21 protein-coding genes and 1 pseudogene are annotated in these 20880 nt (G+C 73.8%); 8 read left to right on the top strand and 14 right to left on the bottom strand.

Going from position 1 to position 20880, the window contains the following annotated elements; genetic code table 11:
* Positions 1-11: 11 nt before the first annotated feature.
* The 4 genes from IE244_RS22930 to IE244_RS22915 form a co-directional block, all read right to left on the bottom strand.
* Positions 12-2264, bottom strand: a complete 2253-nt coding sequence (locus IE244_RS22930; protein ID WP_191875429.1) for a serine/threonine-protein kinase — start codon at positions 2262-2264, stop codon at positions 12-14.
* 116 nt (positions 2265-2380) lie between these two features.
* The gene (locus IE244_RS22925) at positions 2381-3223 is read right to left on the bottom strand and encodes an oxygenase MpaB family protein (protein WP_191875428.1); all 843 of its coding nucleotides are present in this window, start codon (positions 3221-3223) and stop codon (positions 2381-2383) included.
* 9 nt (positions 3224-3232) lie between these two features.
* A complete protein-coding gene (locus IE244_RS22920) occupies positions 3233-4411 on the bottom strand; it encodes an acyl-CoA dehydrogenase family protein (RefSeq protein ID WP_191875427.1) in 1179 nt (392 codons plus the stop codon).
* A 135-nt stretch (positions 4412-4546) separates the two neighbouring features.
* Entirely contained in the window at positions 4547-4918 is a 372-nt protein-coding gene (locus IE244_RS22915) for a four-helix bundle copper-binding protein (RefSeq protein ID WP_191875426.1), read from the bottom strand.
* 176 nt (positions 4919-5094) lie between these two features.
* On the opposite strand from IE244_RS22915, the gene IE244_RS22910 reads away from it, so the two are divergent.
* Positions 5095-5460, top strand: a complete 366-nt coding sequence (locus tag IE244_RS22910) for a DUF6479 family protein (protein ID WP_229854288.1) — start codon at positions 5095-5097, stop codon at positions 5458-5460.
* 44 nt (positions 5461-5504) lie between these two features.
* On the opposite strand, the gene IE244_RS22905 is transcribed toward IE244_RS22910, so the two are convergent.
* The 5 genes and pseudogenes from IE244_RS22905 to IE244_RS42145 form a co-directional block, all read right to left on the bottom strand.
* Entirely contained in the window at positions 5505-5960 is a 456-nt protein-coding gene (locus IE244_RS22905) for an RpiB/LacA/LacB family sugar-phosphate isomerase (RefSeq protein ID WP_031162782.1), read from the bottom strand.
* Positions 5961-6354: 394 nt separating this feature from the next.
* Positions 6355-7884 carry an ANTAR domain-containing protein gene (locus IE244_RS22895; RefSeq protein ID WP_229854287.1) on the bottom strand — a complete coding sequence of 510 codons (1530 nt, stop codon included), beginning with the start codon at positions 7882-7884 and terminating at the stop codon, positions 6355-6357.
* A gap of 123 nt (positions 7885-8007) precedes the next feature.
* Positions 8008-8472: an STAS domain-containing protein gene (locus tag IE244_RS22890; protein WP_191875425.1), complete on the bottom strand. Its 465-nt coding sequence runs from the start codon at positions 8470-8472 to the stop codon at positions 8008-8010.
* A gap of 339 nt (positions 8473-8811) precedes the next feature.
* Positions 8812-9816: a glycosyltransferase family 2 protein gene (locus IE244_RS22885; RefSeq protein ID WP_191875424.1), complete on the bottom strand. Its 1005-nt coding sequence runs from the start codon at positions 9814-9816 to the stop codon at positions 8812-8814.
* Positions 9813-10346: pseudogene (locus tag IE244_RS42145) on the bottom strand (carbamoyltransferase C-terminal domain-containing protein); the annotation flags it as partial. The gene IE244_RS22885 and the pseudogene IE244_RS42145, both read right to left, overlap by 4 nt.
* 456 nt (positions 10347-10802) lie before the next feature.
* Here IE244_RS42145 and IE244_RS22875 point away from each other — a divergent pair.
* Positions 10803-11366 carry a hemerythrin domain-containing protein gene (locus IE244_RS22875; protein ID WP_191875423.1) on the top strand — a complete coding sequence of 188 codons (564 nt, stop codon included), beginning with the start codon at positions 10803-10805 and terminating at the stop codon, positions 11364-11366.
* Between the two features lie 209 nt (positions 11367-11575).
* Here the strand turns inward: IE244_RS22875 and IE244_RS22870 are convergent, their stop codons facing one another.
* Positions 11576-11929 (bottom strand): DUF3040 domain-containing protein, encoded by a 354-nt coding sequence (locus IE244_RS22870; RefSeq protein ID WP_229854286.1) that lies wholly within the window; start codon positions 11927-11929, stop codon positions 11576-11578.
* 356 nt (positions 11930-12285) lie between these two features.
* On the opposite strand from IE244_RS22870, the gene dhaK reads away from it, so the two are divergent.
* The 3 genes from dhaK to IE244_RS22855 all read left to right on the top strand — a co-directional run bounded on the left by dhaK (position 12286) and on the right by IE244_RS22855 (position 14357).
* Positions 12286-13278, top strand: coding sequence for a dihydroxyacetone kinase subunit DhaK (dhaK, locus tag IE244_RS22865; protein ID WP_191875422.1), 993 nt, complete (start codon positions 12286-12288; stop codon positions 13276-13278).
* Between the two features lie 66 nt (positions 13279-13344).
* Positions 13345-13944, top strand: a complete 600-nt coding sequence (dhaL, locus tag IE244_RS22860; RefSeq protein WP_191875421.1) for a dihydroxyacetone kinase subunit DhaL — start codon at positions 13345-13347, stop codon at positions 13942-13944.
* Between the two features lie 2 nt (positions 13945-13946).
* Positions 13947-14357, top strand: coding sequence for a PTS sugar transporter subunit IIA domain-containing protein (locus tag IE244_RS22855; protein WP_191875420.1), 411 nt, complete (start codon positions 13947-13949; stop codon positions 14355-14357).
* A 22-nt stretch (positions 14358-14379) separates the two neighbouring features.
* On the opposite strand, the gene IE244_RS22850 is transcribed toward IE244_RS22855, so the two are convergent.
* Positions 14380-15081, bottom strand: coding sequence for a glycoside hydrolase family 75 protein (locus tag IE244_RS22850; protein WP_191875419.1), 702 nt, complete (start codon positions 15079-15081; stop codon positions 14380-14382).
* Between the two features lie 488 nt (positions 15082-15569).
* Between IE244_RS22850 and IE244_RS22845 the strand changes: the two genes are divergently transcribed.
* A complete protein-coding gene (locus IE244_RS22845; RefSeq protein WP_191875418.1) occupies positions 15570-16544 on the top strand; it encodes a fibronectin type III domain-containing protein in 975 nt (324 codons plus the stop codon).
* A 181-nt stretch (positions 16545-16725) separates the two neighbouring features.
* Positions 16726-17265 carry a hypothetical protein gene (locus tag IE244_RS22840; protein ID WP_191875575.1) on the top strand — a complete coding sequence of 180 codons (540 nt, stop codon included), beginning with the start codon at positions 16726-16728 and terminating at the stop codon, positions 17263-17265.
* A gap of 7 nt (positions 17266-17272) precedes the next feature.
* Here the strand turns inward: IE244_RS22840 and IE244_RS22835 are convergent, their stop codons facing one another.
* Both IE244_RS22835 and IE244_RS22830 read right to left on the bottom strand, forming a co-directional pair.
* On the bottom strand, positions 17273-17815 hold the full coding sequence (locus tag IE244_RS22835) for a PadR family transcriptional regulator (RefSeq protein ID WP_191875417.1): 543 nt from the start codon (positions 17813-17815) through the stop codon (positions 17273-17275).
* 31 nt (positions 17816-17846) lie between these two features.
* Positions 17847-19862, bottom strand: a complete 2016-nt coding sequence (locus IE244_RS22830; protein WP_191875416.1) for an NADPH-dependent 2,4-dienoyl-CoA reductase — start codon at positions 19860-19862, stop codon at positions 17847-17849.
* Positions 19863-20035: 173 nt separating this feature from the next.
* On the opposite strand from IE244_RS22830, the gene IE244_RS22825 reads away from it, so the two are divergent.
* Complete coding sequence (locus IE244_RS22825) at positions 20036-20449, top strand: tautomerase family protein (protein ID WP_031162813.1); 414 nt, start codon at positions 20036-20038, stop codon at positions 20447-20449.
* Between the two features lie 12 nt (positions 20450-20461).
* On the opposite strand, the gene IE244_RS22820 is transcribed toward IE244_RS22825, so the two are convergent.
* Positions 20462-20833: a hypothetical protein gene (locus IE244_RS22820; protein ID WP_191875415.1), complete on the bottom strand. Its 372-nt coding sequence runs from the start codon at positions 20831-20833 to the stop codon at positions 20462-20464.
* Positions 20834-20880: the final 47 nt, after the last annotated feature.

Raw genomic sequence — 20880 nt, 5'->3', positions numbered from 1 at the left:
GGGCTCCGCTGTCACCGCCCGCCGGAGGCCCGCTGCCGGCTCAGTACAGCGACCCTCCGGTACAGCTCCACCGCTTCGGCACGGCGGCCGACGCGTTCCAGGCAGTGCGCCTCGTCGTTGCGGCCGGCGAGGGTGTCGGGGTGGTCCGGGCCGAGGATCTGCTCGCGCGCCGCGGTGATACGCCGGTACTCCGTGAGGGCCTGCTCCCAGCGGCCCAGCCAGCCCAGGGCGACCGCGACCTCACGGCGGCTGACGAGCGTGTCGGGGTGCGCGGGCCCCAGGGTCTGCTCGCGGACCAGGCACACGTCCCGGGCCTCGGTCAGGGCGTCCTCCCAGCACCCGAGCCGGCCGAGGTTGACCCCGAGGCCGTGCCGGGCGCGCAGGGTCTCGGGGTGCGTGGGCCCCTGGACGCGGGTGCGGTCCCCGATCAGCTCGCGGTACACGCGCAGGGCGTCCGCGCTGCGACCGAGGCGGCCGAGGCTGAGGGCGGTCTCGTAGCGCGCGGCGAGGGTGTCGGGGTGGTCGGCGCCGAGCACCCGCGCTCTGGCCTCGGCGACCTCCAGGTAGATGCGCAGCGCCTCTTCCCAGCGGCCCGACTGCCCCTGCGCGTAGGCGACTTCGCAGCGCGAGACCAGGGTGTCGGGGTGGTCCGCACCGAGTACCCTGGCCCGGGCGGCGGCCACGTCGAGGGCCGTACGGCAGGCGTCGTCCAGACGGCCGAGCCGGCCGAGGGTGCAGGCGAGGTTGTGGCGGCAGCGCAGGGTGTCGGGGTGTTCGGGCCCCATGACGCGCACCCGGGCGGCCAGGACCTCCGCGTACACCTGGTGGGCCTCGAAGTGGTGACCCAGCCGTCCCAGCGCATAGGCCGTCTCCTGACGGGCGGCGAGGGTGTCGGGATGGTCGGCGCCGAGGACGCGGGCTCTGGTCTCCGCGAGATCCGCGTAGGCGGTCAGCGCCTCGGCGACCCGCCCGGCGCGGAGGAGGGCGAAGGCGGCCTCGTGGCGGCCGGCCAGGGTCTCGGGGTGGTCGGGGCCGAGGAGCGCGGCCCGCTCGGCGGCCACGGCCGCGTGCGCCTCGCCCGCCTCGGCCCACCGGCCGAGCGCGGCCAGCCGGACGGCCTCGCGGTGCCGCTCGGCGCTCTGTGCGGGGAGTGCGGTGCGCTCCGCGGGGAGTGCCGGTTCGGGGTGGCGAGCCTCCGCGGGTCCGATGTGGCCGGCCGCGCGGTTACCCGCGCCCCTTCGGGGTGCGACCGCCCACCGGGCCGACAAGGCCGCCCCCGGGTCCGGGGGCAGCGCGCACAGTCCCGCGCCGAGCGCCTTGTGGCCGGTGGTCATCCCCCCGGTCCAGGACGGCAGGCGAAGTTCACGTGAGACATCCTGGCTCGCCGGGCCCACGGCCGTGCCGGCACCGGCCGTTGCGTGCCCGTCGCGGATCCTGCGTACCAACTCCCGGGCGTCGTATGGCCGTTCCTCGGGTCGTTTGGCCAGCAGGTCGAGGATGATCCGCTCCAGGTGGCCGGGCAGCTCGGGGCGCTGATCGCGCGGGGGCCGGGGCGGGGTGTCGCGGTGGCCGATGAGGATCGCCCAGGCGTCCTCCAGGTCGAACGGCGGTGCGCCGGTGGCGATTTCGTACAGCACGCAGCCCAGCGAGTACAGGTCGCTGCGCTGGTCGACCTCGCCGCCGCCGATCTGCTCCGGGGACATGTAGTGCGGGGTGCCCAGGGCGACGCCGGTGCCGGTGAGCCGGGCGGTGAGTCCGATGTCGTGGCCGAGGCGGGCGATGCCGAAGTCGCAGATCTTCACGGTGCCGTCGGTCAGCCGCACGATGTTGGCCGGCTTCAGGTCCCGGTGCACCACGCCCTGCCGGTGGGTGTAGGCGAGCGCGGCGGCGACCTGGGCGGCGATGTCCGCCACGTCGTCCACGGGCAGCGGATGCCCCTTGTTGTCCTCCAGCAGCCTGCTCAGGTCGCGGCCCTCCAGCAGCTCCATCACCAGGTACGGGGTCCCGTCGGACTCGCCGAAGTCGTGGACGACGGTCACCCCGCGGTGCGAGAGGGCGGCGGCCACCCGGGCCTCGCGACGGAACCGCTCCCTCAGGGAGCGGGTGAGGGATGGATCGTGGCAGGGACCGAGCGGTTTGAGGCACTTCACCGCGACGTGCCGGCCGAGGGACTCGTCCCGGGCCCGCCACACCTCGCCCATCCCGCCCCGCCCGATCAGGTCGAGCAGCCGGTACCGGCCCTGAACCAGCCTGTTCTCCCCCATAGCGATCCGCCGCCCCCGTCGCCGTCCGCCCCGCTGCCGGGGGCCGCCGCCGCGCCACGTCCGGCCGTCCCGCCGGCCCGGTCCGCGCCACACCCCTGCTCGTCCAGTATGGCGGCCTATCGTCCGACTTTGTACGGTGCCGGACGGGCCCCCGGTCCGAGCCTCGCCATGGCCCGCAGGATGTGTTTGGGAGGCAGCTGCCAGCGCACACGTGCCGGAACGCCGCGCAGCAGCGCGCCCGTGGCCCGCAGCCGGCGGGTGACGACGGCGGGTGCGGGGGCCGGTCTGCCGTACAGCTCGTGGGCGTACGGCGGCAGAGCGGCGTACGCCAGCTGCGCCACGCGCCGCCACAGCACCTCGCGCGCCGGGACGAGAAGGAGATGCGTCGGCGGGCGGAGCAGGAAGTCGTCCACGGCGCGCGCTTCGGGTCCCGCCGCCAGCTCCGGCCGCACCGCGCCGAAGTACGCGGCGAGTTCGGCCCGGCTCGCCGGTACGGTCGCCGGGTCCAGGCCCACCAGGCGCGCGCTGACCCGGTGTTCGGCCACGTACCGGTCGGCCTGCGCGTCGGTGAGCGGGAACCCGGAGCGGCGCAGCACGTGCAGATAGGAGTCGATCTCCGCGCAGTGCACCCACAACAGCAGCTCGGGTTCGTCGATGCCGTACCGCTCGCCACTGTCCGGATCGGTGGCCGTCAGCATGCGGTGGATCTTCCGCACCCGCGCACCGGCCCGCTCGGCTGCCTGCGTGGTGCCGTACGTCGTCGTGCCGACGAAGTCGGCGGTGCGCATGAGCCGGCCCCAGGCGTCGCGCCGGAAGTCGGAGTTCTGCATCACGCCGCGGACCGCGCGCGGGTGCAGGGCCTGGAGGTAGAGCGCACGGACGCCGGCGACCCACATCATGGGGTCGCCGTGCATCTGCCAGGTCACGGAGTTCGGCGTGAACAGCCCGGGGTCGCCCATGCCCGCAGGCTAACGCCGCACCCTCGGCATCCCCAGGCCGATCCACGAGATGATCTCGCGCTGGATCTCGTTGTTGCCGCCGCCGAAGGTGAAGATCACCGCCGAGCGGTAGCCGCGCTCCAGCTCACCGTGCAGGACGGCACCCGCCGAGCCCTCCTTCAGGGGTCCCGCGGCGCCGACGATCTCCATGAGGGAGGCGTAGGCGTCGCGGCGGGCCTCGGAGCCGTAGACCTTGACGGCGGAGGCGTCCTGCGGGGTGAGCGTGCCGTCCTGGACGGCCGTGACCATCTGCCAGTTCAGGAGCTTCAGCGCGTCGAGCCGGGTGTGGGTGCGGGCGAGCAGCCGGCGCACCCAGCCCAGGTCGGCCACGCGACGGCCGTCGCAGAGTTTGGTCTCCGTCGCCCAGCGCTGGACGTCGTGCAGGGCGCGGATGGCCATGGTGCCGTGCGCGGCGAGCGTGACACGCTCGTGGTTGAGCTGGTTGGTGATCAGCCGCCACCCCTGGTTCTCCTCGCCGACCCGCCGGGAGACCGGGACGCGGATGTCCTCGTAGTAGCTGGCGGTGGTGTCGTGGGAGGCGAGCGTGGTGATGAGTGTGCAGGAGTAGCCCGGGTCGGTGGTCGGCACCAGCAGCATGGTGATGCCCTTGTGCGGCGGGGCGGCGGGGTCCGTGCGCACGGCGAGCCACACCCAGTCCGCGGTGTCGCCGTTCGTCGTCCAGATCTTCTGTCCGTTGACGACATACGCGTCGCCGTCGCGTACGGCCCTGGTCTTCAGGGCGGCGAGATCGGTGCCGGCGTCCGGTTCGCTGTAGCCGATGGCGAAGTCGATCTCGCCCGAGAGGATGCGCGGCAGGAAGTAGGCCTTCTGTTCCTCGGTGCCGAAGCGCATGAGTGTCGGGCCGACCGTGTTCAGCGCCATCAGCGGCAGCGGTACGCCGGCCTGCGCGGCCTCGTCGAAGAAGATGAACTGTTCCATCGCCGTCATGCCGCGCCCGCCGTACTCCTTGGGCCAGCCGACGCCGAGCCAGCCGTCGGTGCCGAGCCGGCGGATGGTGTCCCGGTAGAACCGCTTCTGCGCGGCCGGGTCGGTGTACCGGGCGTAGGCGCCCGCCGGGACCAGTTCGGCGAAGTAGGCGCGCAGTTCGGCGCGCAGTCGCTGCTGCTCGGGCGTGTGGTCGAGATGCACGGCGCCTCCAGGCTCCCCAAGGGCGGTCCTGACGGCGCACACCGTAGAACGTGTTTCAGAAATAGGGAATGAGGTGTCCCGGGTGAATTCCGTGCCCCTGCCGGCCCGGCCGGCCTCCCGGGGACCGTACGAGGGTCACATGAGGCTCTGCAGGAACTCCGAGCAGGCCTCGGCGCAGGTCCTGCAGGTGACCGCGGCCTGCTCGGCGCCGGGCTGGTCGTCGAAGGCATGGGCGCACTCCAGGCACGTGGAGCGGCACCACTCCAGCCGGATGCGGATCTCGTCCTCGTCCTGCCGGGTCTCCTCGCACAGGACACGGCAGGTGGAATCACACACCTCGGCGCACATGATGCCCAGCCTGCGCACCCGCTCCTGACGGTCGGTGCCGTCCGGGTCGACCAGGCTCGCGCGCACAGCACAGGCCCGGGCGCACTCCGTACAGGCCTGCGCACAGGCGAAGCGGTCCTCCAGGAACCGGTAGAGCTGCTGCGAAGTCGGCGTGGTCACATGGTGCGGGTAGCCGGGGCGCAGCACGGCAAACACCGTCCGCGCCGGAGGATACGCCGGTCGGGCGCCACGCGCCGGGCTTCCGGCGCCCGAGGGCCGCCCGGGTCGCCGTACGTCTGCCCACCGTCACACAAGGTGTCCGGTTCGTCCTGTTCTGGGCGGGGTATTCCTGAGCTATGAGTACCGCATCGATGCAGCTGGCCGCAGCGAGCGGCCTGATGAGCCTCGTCCTGTTCATCGTGGCCGTGGGCGTACTGGCCCTGCTCGCCGGTGGCTTCTGGATGAACTCCCGCGTCAAGTACCGCGAGTCCCCCCGGCCGCGGCCCGAGGAACAGCCCAAGCTGCCGCCGGACGGCCCGGTGCGCGAAGTCCGGCAGAACAGGGAATCCCAGGAGGTTCCGCAGACCCCCAAGGGGGGCCGTCCCCTCACCCCCTACGAGCTGAGCAACATGGACTCCAGGCCGAGCGAGTCGAAGGACCGGCCACGCTGGAGCCGGGGGTCCAGCGGCTCGTTCGGTGGTGGCGGACTGGGCGCCCACTGAATCCCCACCCCACACACCGGCCCGCGCCGGATCGCCGTACGCCGCTAGGAATCCCTCCGGGCGGCGTCCAGGCGGCCGACGCGGGCCACGTTCTGCCGGTCCTCGGGGTCCTGGCTGGGTTCCGCCGCGAACCAGGCGTCGAGGATCTCCTTCAGCAGCGGTTCCGAGGTCAGGCGCAGGCTCAGCGCGAGAACGTTGGCGTCGTTCCAGCGGCGGGCGCCGTCCGCGGTGACGGCGTCCGCGCACAGCGCCGCGCGCACGCCGGGCACCTTGTTGGCCGCGATGGACGCGCCCGTGCCGGTCCAGCAGCAGACCACCGCCTGGTCTGCGGCGCCCTCGGCCACGTCCCGGGCCGCCGCCTCCGAGCAGGCCGCCCACTGCGCGTCGGCGCCCGGCCGCAGCGCGCCGTGCGCGCGCACCGCGTGACCACGGCGCTGCAACTCGGCGAGGAGCAGACGGGCCACGGGTTCGTCCATGTCGGAGGAGACGGAGATCCGCATACCGGCGAGCGTAGCGCGTGCGCCCGGACCGGGCGGGGGGCCAGGAACCATCGGGCGGGAGCCACGGGGCCCACTGCTCGCGGCGAGGCCGGCGGGTGTCCGGCCGGTGGCCGGACCGCGGGGAGCTGCGCGCATGATGTGCGTCTGGGCGCAGGCCGGGGTGGCCGCGGCTCGCCGGCCTCCGGCCCTGCTCTGCGGGTGCACGGTCGCGGTACGTGCCTGTCGGCGGCCGTGACGCGTTCACCGCTGCAGGGCCGGGTTCGTCACTCGCTCACCTCAGCCCGGTCACCGCGTCGCCGTCGCCGCCGGTCATCAGGGCGCGCCCCTGGCCCCGGCGGGCGCCAGGGGCGTCGGCGGGTCCGGTTTGCCGGGCGGTGGGCGAGGGGCGGTGCGGTCAGGGATGGTCGGGGCGCTGGGCCGGGGGCACGCCGCCGCCCTTCTCGCCCTTGTCCGAGCCGTGCGGGCGGGCACTCACGTCCCGCTCGGCCGCTTGGCGGGCCTTCAGCTCGCCGCTGTCCTGCGGCGTGGCGCCTCCCTGGTCACTGCGCCGCTGTTCGGGCTGCTGCGGATCGGACATGCGCCGGACTCCCTCCGGTTGGTGCGTGGTGCGTGCATGCTCCGGGTTCCCAGGGCGGCGCGGGTCACCCGCACCGCCCTCGGCGGGAGCGGCGGGCAAGAGGGCGGAACCCCTCGCCACCCGGTGGAGGTGTTCGAGGGCGTCGAGGAGGACCGAGCGGTTGTACCAGCTCAGCCAGGCCGCCGTGTCCGCGGCCAGCAGGCCGAGGGCCTCGGTCTGGGTGGCGCTCGGCCGGTGGCCGGCGTCGGCCCAGTGCAGGGTGACCACGCCGGTGCAGGAGCCGGACGAGGACAGCACCGGGACGCTGTGCAGCGCGCCGGTGCCCGTGGTCAGCAGGACGCGCCGGAACTCCTCGGAGAGCAGCGCGTCGGCGGCCACGTCGGGCACGCTCACCCGGCGTCCGCGCAGCCGCGCGACCGCGTCGGCCGTGCCCGCGTCCCAACCGCGCACGAGGTGGTCGACGAGCGCGTCCGCACAGCCGTAGTGGGTCTCCACCGTCAGCGTGTTCGCGGCCGGGTCGACGAAGCGCACGTACCCGGCCGGCGCCCGCCCGATGGCCAGTGCCTCGTGCAGCACGGCGTCGATCATCTGTCTGCGGCAGCGGGGGTCCCGGCCGTCGCGGGCCAGGATCCGCAGTTGTGGCACGGGCAGGGAGCACCGGCCCGGGAACCAGACCTCGCCGTCCGGCGGCCGGGCCACCACCACGGCGGAGACGAGGACGCGCAACGGGACGTTGAACCGCTGCGAGGCCTCGCGCAGCACCCGGAAGGCGTTGCCGGAGTCGGGCAGCCCGTAGCGGACCATGAGCACGCCCTGCGCCATGCCGATGACCGGGGCGGTACGGACCCGGGCGCGCAGCGCACGGACCTCCTTGCGCAGATCCTCGTAACTGGGCCGCAGCGGATCCGCCATCTGCGACCGCCAGGCGGGCAGGTCCTCCACGCGGGAGGCGGCCAGGGCCAGCTCCCGCAACGCCTCGTCGAGGGTGGCGTAGAGCCGCACGCCTTTCAGACGGGCCAGGTGCACCGCCTCGCGCACTCCGGGCCGGGCGCGGACGATGATCAGGTCCGGGCGTCCGGTGCGCGAGCGGGTCGTCTCACTGAGCGTGTGCAGCACGGCGGCGCCGCCGAGCTGCACATGAGCCATGTCCAGGACGGGCCGCAGGCCCGCGCGGTCCGCCTCTTCGAGGTGGCCGCGCAGTTCCGCCGACCAGGCCTCGGCTCCCGCCGCGTCCAGGCTGCCCGCCATCCGCAGCAGGAGCGCTCCTTCGGCGGGCAGTCCCTCGACGACGGACGACTCGATGACGAGCGGGGGCGGGGCGGCGGGCGGGTCGGAAGAGGGTTTCATGGCATCACCCGGATCAGTTCGTCACAAAGAGATCGAGCGGCCTCTTCCTGACCACTGTGCACGGTAGGTGTCCGGCCCGCGATCGCGCCATCCACCGCGCCGCGGGTGTGACGGCCCGTGTGTTCACCGCACGGTGCCGCCGGGCCGCGGGTCGGCGCGTCTCTCGGTCGCCACGGGGTCCCGCAGGGAGGTCAGGGCGGACGTCATCGTGGCGTGGGCCCGCACGCCCGGCAGCCCGGAGGCGCGCAGTGCCTCCCGTACGTGCGGCCGGGGCTGTACGACGGGCAGGGCGCGGCCGGAGAAGGCGAGGACCCCGGTCGCCCGGTCGACGGCCCGCACCGCGGCCGCGCAGGCGAGGTACAGCTCGGTCATGTCCAGCACCGGGTGTTCGCCGGCCCTGTCGGCCTGGGTGATGTGCTCGGCGAGCGCTTCGGAGAACTCGCCCGCGTTGGAGGCGTCGACCGTGCCACGGGCCCTGAGGAGGCTGACCGCGCCGGTCTCGGGCCGGTGTTCGTGCACGGTCTGCAGGAGCAGCGGGGCCGGGCCGCCGGGGCGGATCCGGGCACGGGGGCGCTGACCGTCGTCCATGGGGTTCGCCGCTTCCTGGGTGGGGAAGGATCAGGATCAGCCAGCCGCGTCTTGACCGGGGAGTTCACTGTGCCTGCGCCCCGCGCCGGGCGCAACGACTCGGTCCAGGCGTGTCGCGCTTCGGACGGTTCGGCCGGCATACCGCCGTGCGGGTGAACCGCGGACGGCCCGCTGCGGACCGCGAGCCGGCGTTCGTTCCAGGTCCGGCGGTACGGGGTCGCGTCGGCGCGGCACCCGGGCAGTCCGGCGGGGGCAGCCGGACGCTTGCGGGGTCGGCGGTGCAGGACGCGTCCGCCACGGGGGTGCCGTCGCGGTCGAACAGGACGGCACAGAGCGGGGTCACCCGGTGTCTCCCAGCGGTTGTGCGTGCCGGTGGCGGACGACTCCGCGCAGCCAGTGCCGTACCGCGAGGGGCGGTATGAGCACGCTGGTGCCGAGCATCCCGGCGATCTCACGGGCGGATCGGGGTCCGGGCAGGATGCGGTCGAGGGCGAACTCGGCCGTACCGAGCGTCCACAGGGCGGCGCAGGCGATGGCGGCCCTGCGGCGGCCGGCCAGCGCGCAGACGGCCGCGCCTAGGGCGGCACCGGTCACGGCCAGGTGGCGGGACAGCCGGCCGCGGGGCGCCCGGCCGTGGTCCCACCAGTCGCGCCCGTGCAGCCGGTTCCTCAGTGCGTCGTCGGTGCGGGCGCGCTGCGCGGGCAGCGAGGCCCACCCGTGCGCCGGGCGGACCGGGTGCCGGGTGACCCGTCTGCCCCGGACCAGCGACCAGCCGGCCCGCCGGACGCGCTCCGCGAGATCGGCGTCCTCGCGGAAAGCACGCGGGAAGCGTTCGTCGAAGCCGCCGACCCGGGCGAGCGCGGCGGTGCGGTAGGCCATGTCGGCCGTGGCCCAGGCGGCGTTCCCGGCGTTCTCCAGACCCTTGGTGTGGCGTTCCCAGTCCGTGAGCGGGCGGTCGGGCGGCAGGGGGACGCGCAGCCGCCCCTGGATGCCGCCGACCTCCTCGCCGGCCTCCCGCAGGTCCTCGGCGAGCAGCCGGGACCAGTCCGCGCGCACCTGGACGTCGTCGTCGAGGAAGACCGTCCAGGGGGTCTCGACGGTACGCCAGCCGGCGTTGCGGGCCGCGGCCGGGCCCTTGCCGCCGGTGCGCAGTATCCGCAGCCGGTCGAGCAGCGGACCGGCCGCGCGCAGCGGCAGCTCGCCGTCGGGCGCGGGCCGGTCGTCCACGAGGATCACCTCGTGCGGCGGATGTCCCGGAGCCGCGGCGAGCGCACGCAGGCACTCGGCGAGGCAGGGCCGGCCGATCGTCGGCACGACGACGGTGTAGGCGGGCACGTCGGTCATCCGAACGCCTTCCCGCGGCGGATCGCGGACGGGCCGGGCACCAGCAGGTCCCCGGGGGCGGAGCCGAAGCACCGCAGCGCGTCGCGCGGATGGTCGGTCATGGGCCGCCGGACGGTCTCCAGGCCGGTGTCGACGACCACCGGCGGCCCGGTGCGCCGCTCGAAGCCGCCTATCGTCCGCGCGGCCAGGGGATTCCGGGCGCGGTCGACGGCCCGGACGCGGGCCGTGCCGTCGGCGTGGACCACGGCCGGGACCCGGGCCTTCCCGTCGGCGACCAGGTGCGGGCCGGGCAGCGGTCCACCGAGGATCCCGGCCGCCCGCCGGGCGAGGACGATGGGTGCGACCGGCCGGAACTCCTCCCGTACCTCGGCCGCGTGGAGCCGTTCCAGGTCGCCCGCCCTGCCGGGGTGCGCGAGCGGCGAGCTGTGCCCGAGGGCGTGGGGCCCGTACTCGCCGCGGCCTTGGAACCAGGCCACGATCCGGTCGGCGGCCGGCACCTCGGCTGCGACGCCCGCATCCCGCGGGTTCTCGCACGAAGGGGGGCCGAGGGAGCCTGCGCCGCCGGTCACGAGGGCACGCGGCCGGGGCGACGGTGTGTCACCAGTCATGGGGGCCATTCCTTCGTCCACGTCGTCGCGCCCCTGGAACGCTCCTTCCCGGGCGTTCGGCGCGTACCGCGTCGACGGGCCGACATCGGCGGCCCGCTTGAGGGAAGCACCGGGGGAAGGGGGCAGGGTGCGGGTCCCGTGGGTGCGGAGGACCGGCTCCCTGTCCGGCCGCCGCTGGCTGGACGGCACCGGCAGCCGGGTGCGCCTGCCAGGGGGTTTCACCCGGTGGATTTCCCATTCTCCGGGCCCCCGCGTACTCGCGCGACTCCGACGGGCTACCCGTACGTGCGCGCCGTGTAGCGCGCCGCGCGTGGGGCACTCGGCGCGGCGACGGCAGGCCGCCATGGGCCGCCGCGATGTCTCGCAGGAGGTAACGACATGGGTCACGGCGGAAACGTCATCCAGGAGCTGACGACCGACCACCGCGAGGTCGAGGAGATCTTCGGCCGCATCGAGGCGCTGCCGCCCGGCTCCAAGGAACGCAAGGACCTCGCCGACCAGGCCACGATCGAGCTGGTGCGCCACTCGGTCGCGGAGGAGGCCTATCTGTACCCGGCGGTGCGCGAACACGTCTCCGGCGGGGACGCCCTGGCCGACAAGGAGCTCGAGGATCACGCCAAGGCCGAACGGATCATGAAGGACCTGGAGGGCATGCAGGCGGACGACCCCCGGTTCGACACGACGATGGCGCAGTTGATGAGCGAGATCAGGTCGCATCTGACGGACGAGGAGAACAATCTCTTCCCGCGGCTGGAGGCCGCCTGTCCCGCCGACGCGCTGATGGACCTGGGCGACAAGGTGCGCCGGGCGAAGAAGACGGCCCCCACTCGCCCGCACCCGTCCGCGCCGGACACTCCCCCGGCCAACAAGCTCCTGGCCCCGGGTACCGGTCTGGTCGACCGTATGCGCGACGCGCTGTCGGGGCGGGGCAAGCAGAGCTGAGCACGACGACTCGCGGGCGGTGCGGCCGATCCCCGGCCGGACTGCCCGCGTTCACGTGTGTCCGTGCCACAGAGGCCTCACGGAGCCTCACGGAGGCCTCACGCAGCCTCACGGAGGCCTCACGACGGTGGACCCCTCACGGCGGTCGGCAGGCGCCCGTACGGTGGCGCCTGCCGCAAGGACCGGCGCACCGGGGCAGTCGCGCGGCCTCAGAGCCACTCCCTCACCCTCTCTCCCGAGCGGGACCGGCCGCGGGTCAGGCGGCAGAGGAGGCGGAAGGCCTGGAAGAGGGTGAGGGGCCACAGGAAGGCGAAGCAGCACAGCAGCGCGGGGTCGGAGGTGCGGATGCCCATGGCGGCGACGAACGCCGAGGCCATGCTCAGCAGTAGTACGGCCGCGGGCAGCAAGCGCCCGCGCCCTCCGTCTCCCATGCTGCGGGCGAAACGGCGGTCCTGCCGAAGGCCGCTCTCGATCTGCAGCAGCACCAGCCGTTCACGCGGCGACAGCCGTGCCTCGTCGTGCATCTCCCACGTCTCCCAGTCGTCCATCTCCGAGTCGTCCACGGCAACCCCACCTCCTGTGCCGATCGGCGGGCCCCGTCCCCGGACGCCCGAGTGCCCCGGACGACCCGGCCGATGCGGGCCGCGTCCGTCACGCAGGCCAGGGTGGCGGTTCTGGACGCCGGCACGCCATCACGGCGGGTACGACGCCGGGGAGGGAGACCCGGCCCCCGACCCGGCTCGTGCCGCTCGCCCTCGGCGTCGAATAGCCGTCCTGGGCGCTCCGCTCACGATCCGGGCGACGCGGCTCGCGGTCCGTGACGACGGACGCTTGCGCGTGACCTCGTCTGGTACAGGGCCGATACTGCCAGTAGCTCCGTACTCCACCCAGCTCCCGCAAGGCGCACTAGGAGATACCGATGAGGATGCTGATCAACGTGCCGGAGACCGTCGTGGCGGACGCGCTGCGCGGGATGGCGGCCGCGTATCCGGACCTGACCGTGGACGTGGAGAACCGGGTGATCGTCCGCCGGGACGCTCCGGTGGCCGGGCAGGTCGCGCTCGTGTCCGGCGGCGGGTCGGGGCACGAGCCGCTGCACGGCGGGTTCGTCGGCCCGGGCATGCTCTCCGCCGCCTGTCCCGGAGAGGTGTTCACCTCCCCGGTGCCGGACCAGATGGCGCGCGCCGCGGCCGCCGTGGACAGCGGCGCCGGGGTGCTGTTCATCGTGAAGAACTACACCGGCGACGTGCTCAACTTCGACATGGCGGCCGAACTCGCCGAGGACGAGGGCATCCAGGTCGCCAAGGTGCTCGTCAACGACGACGTGGCCGTCACCGACAGCCTCTACACCGCCGGCCGGCGCGGCACCGGTGCCACCCTGTTCGTGGAGAAGATCGCGGGCGCCGCAGCGGCCGAGGGGCAGCCACTGGAACGCGTGGAGGCCATCGGCCGCCAGGTGAACGAGGGTTCCCGCAGTTTCGGCGTGGCCCTCAGCGCCTGCACGACCCCGGCGAAGGGCACCCCCACCTTCGAACTGCCCGACGGTGAGCTGGAGTTGGGTATCGGCATCCACGGCGAGCCGGGCCGGGAGCGGCGGCCGATGATGACCTCCGGGGAGATCGCCGACTTCGCGGTGAACGCGATCCTGGAGGACATGCCCCCGCGCAGCCCCGTACTGGTCCTGGTGAACGGCATGGGCGCCACTCCGCTGCTGGAGCTGTTCGGCTTCAACGCCGAGGTGCAGCGGGTGCTGCGCGAGCGCGGCGTCGCCGTGGCGCGCACGCTCGTCGGCAACTACGTCACCTCCCTGGACATGGCGGGCGCGTCGGTGACGCTCTGTCAGACCGACGAGGAGCTGCTGCGGTTGTGGGACGCGCCGGTGAAGACCCCGGCGCTGCGCTGGGGGATGTGATACGGCGGACGAGGCGACCACCACCGTGGCGCGCCGGTCATCATCCCTACCACGCAAGGAGATCCAGTGCTCGACGCCGACTTCTTCCGCCGTTGGATGGCGGCGACCGCCGCGTCCGTCCACCGCGAGGCGGACCGGCTCACCGCTCTCGACTCGGCCATCGGGGACGCCGATCACGGCAGCAATCTGCAGCGCGGCTTCACGGCCGTGCGCTCCGCGCTGGAGAAGGAGGCGCAGGACACCCCGGGTGCCGTACTGACCCTCGCCGGGCGGCAGCTCATCTCCACGGTCGGCGGCGCGTCGGGGCCGCTCTACGGCACTCTGCTGCGCCGCACCGGCAAGGCGCTGGGCGACGCCGCCGAGGTCAGCACGGAGCAGCTGGCCGAGGCGCTGCGCGCGGGCGTGGACGGGGTGATGGCGCTCGGCGGGGCCGCCCCCGGCGACAAGACCATGATCGACGCACTGGCGCCGGCCGTGGACGCGCTCGCGGACGGGTTCGCCGCCGCGCGGGCCGCCGCCGAGGAGGGCGCGGTGGCCACCACGCCGCTGCAGGCCCGCAAGGGCCGGGCGAGTTATCTCGGCGAGCGCAGCATCGGCCACCAGGACCCTGGCGCGACCTCGTCGGCGCTGTTGATCGCCGCGCTGGAAGAAGCGGCGGAGGGCTGACGGTGAGCGACAAGAGTCTGGTCGGGATCGTGCTGGTCTCGCACAGCGCGGAGGTGGCCACCTCGGTCGCCGAGCTGGCGAAGGGCCTGGCGGGCGGGGCCGCGGCGGTGCCCGTGGCCGCGGCGGGCGGCACGGAGGGCGGCGGCCTCGGCACCAGCGCCGAGCTGATCTCCGCGGCGGCGGCCTCGGTCGACCGCGGCGCCGGGGTCGCGCTGATCACCGATCTCGGCAGTGCCGTACTCACCGTGAAGGCGCTCATCGCCGAGGGCGACGAACTGCCGGACGGTTCACGGCTGGTGGACGCGCCGTTCGTGGAGGGCGCGGTGGCCGCCGTGGTCACCGCCGCCACCGGCGCCGGTCTGGACGCGGTGGAGAGCGCGGCGACGGAGGCGTACGGCTATCGCAAGGTCTGACGCGGCGTCGGGATCCGGCTGGTCACTTGTCCGTGACGAACAGTCTGGCCAGCCGAACTCCCGCCATCGCCGCGGCGGTGTCGTCCTCGATGGGGTCCATGTGCGAGTTCTTGAAGACGATGTAGGTGACGCCGGAGGGCGCCCCGCCGCCGCGCGGGTCGGCCCGGATGCCGAGGCGCCGGGCGGTGGCGTAGGAGGCCTCGCCGATGAGGTCGCGCGGACCGATGTCGCCGACCACGGCGTACTGCACCCGGCCGCGGTAGACGACGGCGGCGATGGATCCGCCCCGCACGCCGTCCTTGCGGGGGTTCCAGATGCGGCTCGGGGCCGGGACGACGATGTAGGGCAGGGTCTCGGCGTTCAGGGTGCGGCCGTCGGACTGCGGGTAGGCGGTCGCGCCGGAGAACTGCGGGTCGGTACGCCGGTTGCAGCGCGCGGTGGACTGTCCGTCGCAGTCGATGTCCAGGTCGGCCTTCCAGAAGACGGCGTCCCGGGTGCCGCAGACGGGCACGGTCGCGGAGCTGTCGGCGTCGGTGCGGTACCGGCCCCGCGAGATCTGGTGACAGTCGCCCAGCCGGGACAGCAGGTCGGTGGCGGCCACGGCACCGCTGCCGCGGGCCGTGGACCGTTCCCCGGGCGGGAGGGCGGCGGCCGGGACGGGCAGCGCGGCCGGGGCGAGCAGGGTGGCGCCGGCAACGGCCAGCGTCAGGGAAGGGACACGCACGACGAGGGACCCTCTCGACGGGGACGGGGCGACATCCAGCACACTGTGGTGCCGGTACACGGCACCGGCCGTCTTGGCCACTCCGAAGCGGCCGGATGGAGCACGGTTCTGACACCCCGTGAGGGACAAACGCGCCCACCGGCGTGACGGGCGGCGACAACAGGGGCCGGGGATCCGGGCCGCAGCCGGTCCGGATCCCCCGGCCACCCGCGCCGGCGCGGGTTCGGCGACGACAGCGTGTCCGCGCCACAGGCATGAACTCCCCCCGGTTCTCGGTGAGTTCATCCGCAGGGGACTCAGCATACGTAACGTCCCGGGACGGCCACCAACGCGGGCCCGCACCGGTCGGCCACGCGGCATCGGGATCCGCCGGCCCCGCGGGACCCGCACCGGTCACCCGTACGGCCCTCTTGCCGCCCCGCGCCCGCCGCGCCATATTGGTCCGGACCTTTATGTGAGTGCCGACGCCGTCCCGAGGAGGCAGAGCCGTGCGACGCGTTCCCTGGCCGCTCGTCCTGGTGTGCGGGGCCCTGCTGCTGATCGCGTCCTGCGGCTGGGGCCGGGCCGGAGACAGCGACGAGGGCCGGGTGCCCGGCCCGCCGACCGGGGTCACCGCACAGGCGGGCAGCGCCACGAGCGTGCACGTCATGTGGAACGCGGTGCCGGACGGGCCCGGTGTGCGTGCGTACGAGGTATATCGCGGCACCACGAAGGTCGAGGAAGTGCCGGGTTCGCAGCACATGGTGGACGTCACCAGGCTCAGGCCGTCCACCGTGTATGTCTTCACCGTGCAGGCCCGGGACACGGAGGGCCGGCTCGGCCCGCCGAGCCGTGCGGTGCGGGCCCGCACCCCGGCCAGGGTGGCGGCGGACCGTTCGGCTCCGACCCGGCCCTCGGGGCCCGCGGGCCGGATCGTCGGCAGCCGCGCGGTCCAGCTGTCCTGGGGCGCGTCCCGGGACGACCGGGGCGTGGTGTCGTACGACGTGTACCAGGGCGGCGCGAAGATCCACGGCGTCGGCGGGGGCCAGACCGCGACCGTGGTGACGGGACTGCGCCCCGGCACCGGTTATGTGTTCACGGTGCGGGCCCGCGACGCCGCCGACAACCTCTCCCCCGCGAGCGCCCCGGTCCGTCTCACCACCCCCGGTCGCGACGACGGCCGGAACACCGCGCCCGACGACTTCACCGCGGCTACCCACCGGGCGGGCGGGGCGTACTACCTCGACCTGTCCTGGGACCCGCCGCGCGCGGACGGGGTGATCGCCGAGTACCAGATCCGGCTCGACGGCACGTCGGCCACCTCGCTGGTGTGGGGCGGCACACCGCCGCGCGGGAGGGCGAGTTACAGCTTCTACGTCGGCCGGAACGCGGGTGAGCGGCACCGGGTGCGGCTGCGGGCGCGGTTGCCGGACGGCACCTGGGGCGGCTGGTCGGCGCAGCGTGAGGCGATCACGGGCGGCTGACGGACGCCCCTGCGCGGCGTGTCGCCTTGCGCCGGACGGAGGAAACCGTCACCTGGCCGGGCGCCTCCCGGGTGCGGGCGGCCCCGCGGCGGCGTTGGCTGCTGCCGAGGCAGCACGGACGCTTCCCTACCCCTGGCGGCGCATGGGACGTACCGCCGACCGTGCCGCCGGAGGCCAGCCCATGCACCCCTCGCGACTCCTCGTCCGCTCCGGTCTGTTCCTGGCGGCCGCCGCGGCGCTCCCGACCGCTCTCGCCTGGCCGTCCGCCGCGGTCTCGGGCATCTCCGTCAGCACCACCGGGTCCGTCGTCTCGGTGGTCACCAGCGCGTGCACCCAGATCAACGGCAGCTGGGGCACCGCGGCCCTGCTCGGCAGCAAGCAGGCGAACTTCGCCCAGGGCCGGCAGGTGGCGCTGTCCGGCACGACCATCAGCCAGTCCGCGGCCTGGTCGGGGGTGAGTCCGGGGACGTACACCGTGGTCGTGGTCTGCTCCAGCGGCAGTACGGCGGGCACCCAGTCGGTGATCGTCTCGGCACCCTCGGCGCCGACGATCTCGTCGACGGCCAAGGAGGCGCCCTCCCGGGGCGTGATGGGCGGCGCGGGCGGCGCCACCCGGGACTACGGGCCGCTGACGCTGGGCGTCGGCGCGGCCCTGGTCGGCTCCGGAGCGATCGCCGCGGGCTGGTACCTGCGCCGGCGTTCGCGGCCGTACCGGCTCTGAGCGGGACTCAGTCGTCGGGCAGTTCGGCGAACTCGGCCAGGGCGTGGGTGAGCCACTGGGTCCAGAAGGTCTCCAGGTCGATGCCGGCCCGCAGCACGAGGTGCCGGATCCGGTCCTCGGGGGCGTCCCGGTCCGGCGGGAAGTCGCGCTGCTCGATCTCCCGGTACTCGGCCAACTGCCGCCGGTGCAGCTCCAGATGGCGGCGCAGATCCGCTTCCAGGCCCGCCGTCCCGACCACCGCCGCGGCCCGCAACCGCAGCAGGAGCACGTCCCGCTGGGGTCTGGGGTCCTGGGCGGCGGCGGTCCAGCGGGCCAGTTCGGCACGGCCCGCGGGCAGCACCTCGTAGCTCTTCTTCTGCCCCCGGGCCGGCTGCTCGGCCGGCAGCGTGCGGATGAGCCCCTCCCCCTCCAGCTTCCCCAGCTCGCGATAGATCTGCTGGTGCGTCGCGGACCAGAAGTAGCCGATCGACTTGTCGAACCGGCGGGTCAGATCCAGTCCCGACGACGGCTTTTCCAGCAGGGCGGTGAGGATCGCGTGCGGGAGTGACATGGGCTCATCCTAGGGACGTGCGTCAGGCGCCCTACAGCGCCGCCGCCAGCTCCGTGCCCTGCTTGATGGCCCGCTTGGCGTCCAGCTCGGCCGCGACGTCCGCGCCGCCGATCAGGTGGACGCTGCGCCCGGCCGCCGCCAGCTCGTCGTACAGGTCGCGGCGCGGCTCCTGCCCGGTGCACAGGACGACCGTGTCGACCTCCAGGACCGTGCTCTCCTCGCCGACGGTGATGTGCAGGCCCGCGTCGTCGATCCGGTCGTAGCGCACGCCCGGGACCATGGTCACGCCGCGGTGCTTCAGCTCGGTGCGGTGGATCCAGCCGGTGGTCTTGCCGAGGCCGGCGCCGACCTTGGTGGTCTTGCGCTGGAGCAGGTGGACCTGGCGCGGCGGCGCCGGCCGGCGGGGGGCCGCGAGACCGCCCGGAGTCCGGTAGTCCATGTCGACGCCCCAGGCGCGGAAGTACGTCTCAGGGTCCTCGCTCGCCTTGTCGCCGCCGTCGGTCAGGTACTCCGCGACGTCGAAGCCGATGCCGCCGGCGCCGAGCACCGCGACCCGGTCGCCGACGGGCGCGCCGCCCTGGAGCACGTCGAGGTAGCCCAGGACGCGGGGGTGGTCCACGCCGGGGATGTCCGGGGTGCGCGGGGTGACGCCGGTGGCGACGACGACCTCGTCGAAGTCGGCCACGGTCTCGGCGGTGACCCAGGTGTCCAGGCGTACGTCGACCCCGTGCGCGTCGAGCTGGTGGCGGAAGTAGCGCAGCGTCTCGTCGAACTCCTGCTTGCCGGGGACCTTGCGGGCGACGTTGAGCTGGCCGCCGATCTCGCTCGCGGCGTCGAAGAGGGTGACGGCGTGTCCGCGCTCGGCGGCGGACACCGCGCAGGCGAGTCCGGCCGGGCCGGCGCCGACGACGGCGACGCGCTTCTTCAGCCGGGTCGGGGCGAGCACCAGCTCGGTCTCGTGGCAGGCGCGCGGGTTGACCAGGCAGGAGGTGATCTGCCCGCTGAAGGTGTGGTCGAGGCAGGCCTGGTTGCAGCCGATGCAGGTGTTGATCGCCTCCGGCGTGCCGGCGGCGGCCTTGGCGACGAACTCGGGGTCGGCGAGCATCGGGCGGGCCATCGAGACCATGTCCGCGTAGCCGCCGGCGAGGAGCTCCTCGGCGACTTCGGGGGTGTTGATGCGGTTGGTGGTCACCAGCGGCACGGACACCTCGCCCATGAGCTTCTTGGTGACCCAGGTGTAGGCGCCGCGCGGCACGGACGTGGCGATGGTGGGGATGCGGGCCTCGTGCCAGCCGATGCCGGTGTTGATGATCGTCGCACCGGCGGCCTCGACCGCCTTGCCCAGCGTGATCACCTCGTCAAGGGAGGAGCCGCCGGGGACCAGGTCCAGCATGGAGAGGCGGTAGATGACGACGAAGTCCTCGCCGACGGCCTCGCGCACCCGCTTGACGATCTCGACGGGGAACCGCATCCGGTTCTCGTACGACCCGCCCCAGCGGTCGGTGCGCTGGTTGGTCCGCTCGGCGATGAACTCGTTGATGAGGTAGCCCTCGGAGCCCATGATCTCCACGCCGTCGTAGCCGGCCCGGCGGGCGAGGCGGGCGGCGCGGGCGTAGTCGTCGATGGTGCGCTCGACGTCGGCGTCGGACAGTTCGCGCGGCACGAACGGGCTGATCGGCGCCTGCAGCGGGCTCGGGGCGACCAGGTCCTGGTGGTAGGCGTACCGCCCGAAGTGCAGGATCTGCATCGCGATCCGGCCGCCTTCGCGGTGCACGGCGTCGGTGACCACCCGGTGCCGCTCGGCCTCCGCCTCGGTGGTGAGCTTGGCGCCGCCCTCGTAGGGCCGACCCTCGTCGTTGGGTGCGATGCCGCCGGTGACGATGAGGCCGACGCCACCGCGGGCGCGGGCCGCGTAGAACGCCGCCATCCGCTCGAAGCCGCGCTCGGCCTCCTCCAGACCGACGTGCATGGAGCCCATGAGCACGCGGTTGGGCAGCGTGGTGAAGCCCAGGTCGAGCGGGGTCATCAGATGCGGGTAACGGCTCATCGGGCCCTCCGTGCGCGGTGTCGTCGCCTCTGTTGTAGAGGACACCCGCCTCCTTATGCAACTAGTTGCACAAACCCGGGGAGTGACACCAGCCACTCTGTGCCCACTCTCTGTACCTACTGGTATGTACACTGGCCGTCGCACGCACACCCGCTCCGAAAGGACGTCCCGCCATGCCCTTCGTCCGGATAGACGCGCTCGGCACCGACCCCGCCCGGCTCGGCACGCTCGGCCAGGCCGTCCAGGACGCCCTCGTGGAGACGCTAGGCGTCCCGCCCGACGACCGCTTCCAGGTGCTGACCGGCCACGACGGCGTCACCAGTACGCTGCGATACGACGACTACCTGGGCCTGCGCAAGGACGACGCGGTGGTGTTCGTGGCGATCACCATGCGCTCGGGCCGCACCCCGGAACGCAAGCGCGCGCTGTACCGGAGGATCGCCGAGCTGGTGCACGAGCGCACCGGCACCGACCCGCGCAACGTCCTCGTCACCGTCACCGAGAACACCTCCGTCGACTGGTCCTTCGGTGACGGCGAGGCGCAGTACGCCCCGGCCGGCGCGGAGCCGGCCGGGGCGCTGCCGTAGCGGGAGGGAGGGTCAGCGGCTCTGCAGCCGCAGGTGCAGATCCCTCTCCTGGTCACCGGAGGCCGTGCAGGTCTCCTCGACGGTGAACATCGAGTCCAGGGTGTGCCGGAACCGGTCCACGGCCCAGTAGCCGCCCTGGACGTCCGCCTGCACGTCCGCGCCGAGGTGGACCGGCGGGCAGCCCGCGCCACGGGGGTCCGCGACGTCGTACGTACCGAGCCACACCATCGGCCGGACCTCGTGGAGCTGCTGCGGGATCTCGTCCGCGCCCCGGTCGGACGCGAAGCAGGAGCTCAGCGCGTCGAAGACGAGACGGGCGTCCTCCTTGGAACCGCTGATCTCCACCGTGACGGTTTCCGGATGCGACCGCTCCGTGTGTGCCATTGATCGCTCCTTTCGTGGCCGCGCTGCGGTGGAACGGGGTACCCCGC

This window comes from Streptomyces filipinensis (assembly GCF_014649495.1).
Lineage (GTDB): Bacteria > Actinomycetota > Actinomycetes > Streptomycetales > Streptomycetaceae > Streptomyces > Streptomyces filipinensis.
The sequence above is the reverse complement of the archived record's forward strand: the minus strand, read 5'-3'. Positions and strand labels throughout refer to the sequence as shown.

Excerpts from the sequence above, each read along its gene's own strand:
- IE244_RS22905 (WP_031162782.1), bottom strand. The coding sequence starts at position 5,960 with ATGCGGATCTCCGTCTCCTCCGACATGGACGAACCCGTGGCCCGTCTG.
- IE244_RS22840 (WP_191875575.1), top strand. The coding sequence starts at position 16,726 with ATGCACCCCTCGCGACTCCTCGTCCGCTCCGGTCTGTTCCTGGCGGCC.
- IE244_RS22825 (WP_031162813.1), top strand. The coding sequence starts at position 20,036 with ATGCCCTTCGTCCGGATAGACGCGCTCGGCACCGACCCCGCCCGGCTC.
- IE244_RS22895 (WP_229854287.1), bottom strand. The coding sequence starts at position 7,884 with ATGAAACCCTCTTCCGACCCGCCCGCCGCCCCGCCCCCGCTCGTCATC.
- IE244_RS22910 (WP_229854288.1), top strand. The coding sequence starts at position 5,095 with ATGAGTACCGCATCGATGCAGCTGGCCGCAGCGAGCGGCCTGATGAGC.
- IE244_RS22875 (WP_191875423.1), top strand. The coding sequence starts at position 10,803 with ATGGGTCACGGCGGAAACGTCATCCAGGAGCTGACGACCGACCACCGC.
- IE244_RS22835 (WP_191875417.1), bottom strand. The coding sequence starts at position 17,815 with ATGTCACTCCCGCACGCGATCCTCACCGCCCTGCTGGAAAAGCCGTCG.
- dhaK (WP_191875422.1), top strand. The coding sequence starts at position 12,286 with ATGAGGATGCTGATCAACGTGCCGGAGACCGTCGTGGCGGACGCGCTG.
- IE244_RS22885 (WP_191875424.1), bottom strand. The coding sequence starts at position 9,816 with ATGACCGACGTGCCCGCCTACACCGTCGTCGTGCCGACGATCGGCCGG.
- IE244_RS22820 (WP_191875415.1), bottom strand. The coding sequence starts at position 20,833 with ATGGCACACACGGAGCGGTCGCATCCGGAAACCGTCACGGTGGAGATC.
- IE244_RS22930 (WP_191875429.1), bottom strand. The coding sequence starts at position 2,264 with ATGGGGGAGAACAGGCTGGTTCAGGGCCGGTACCGGCTGCTCGACCTG.
- IE244_RS22890 (WP_191875425.1), bottom strand. The coding sequence starts at position 8,472 with ATGGACGACGGTCAGCGCCCCCGTGCCCGGATCCGCCCCGGCGGCCCG.
- IE244_RS22830 (WP_191875416.1), bottom strand. The coding sequence starts at position 19,862 with ATGAGCCGTTACCCGCATCTGATGACCCCGCTCGACCTGGGCTTCACC.
- IE244_RS22925 (WP_191875428.1), bottom strand. The coding sequence starts at position 3,223 with ATGGGCGACCCCGGGCTGTTCACGCCGAACTCCGTGACCTGGCAGATG.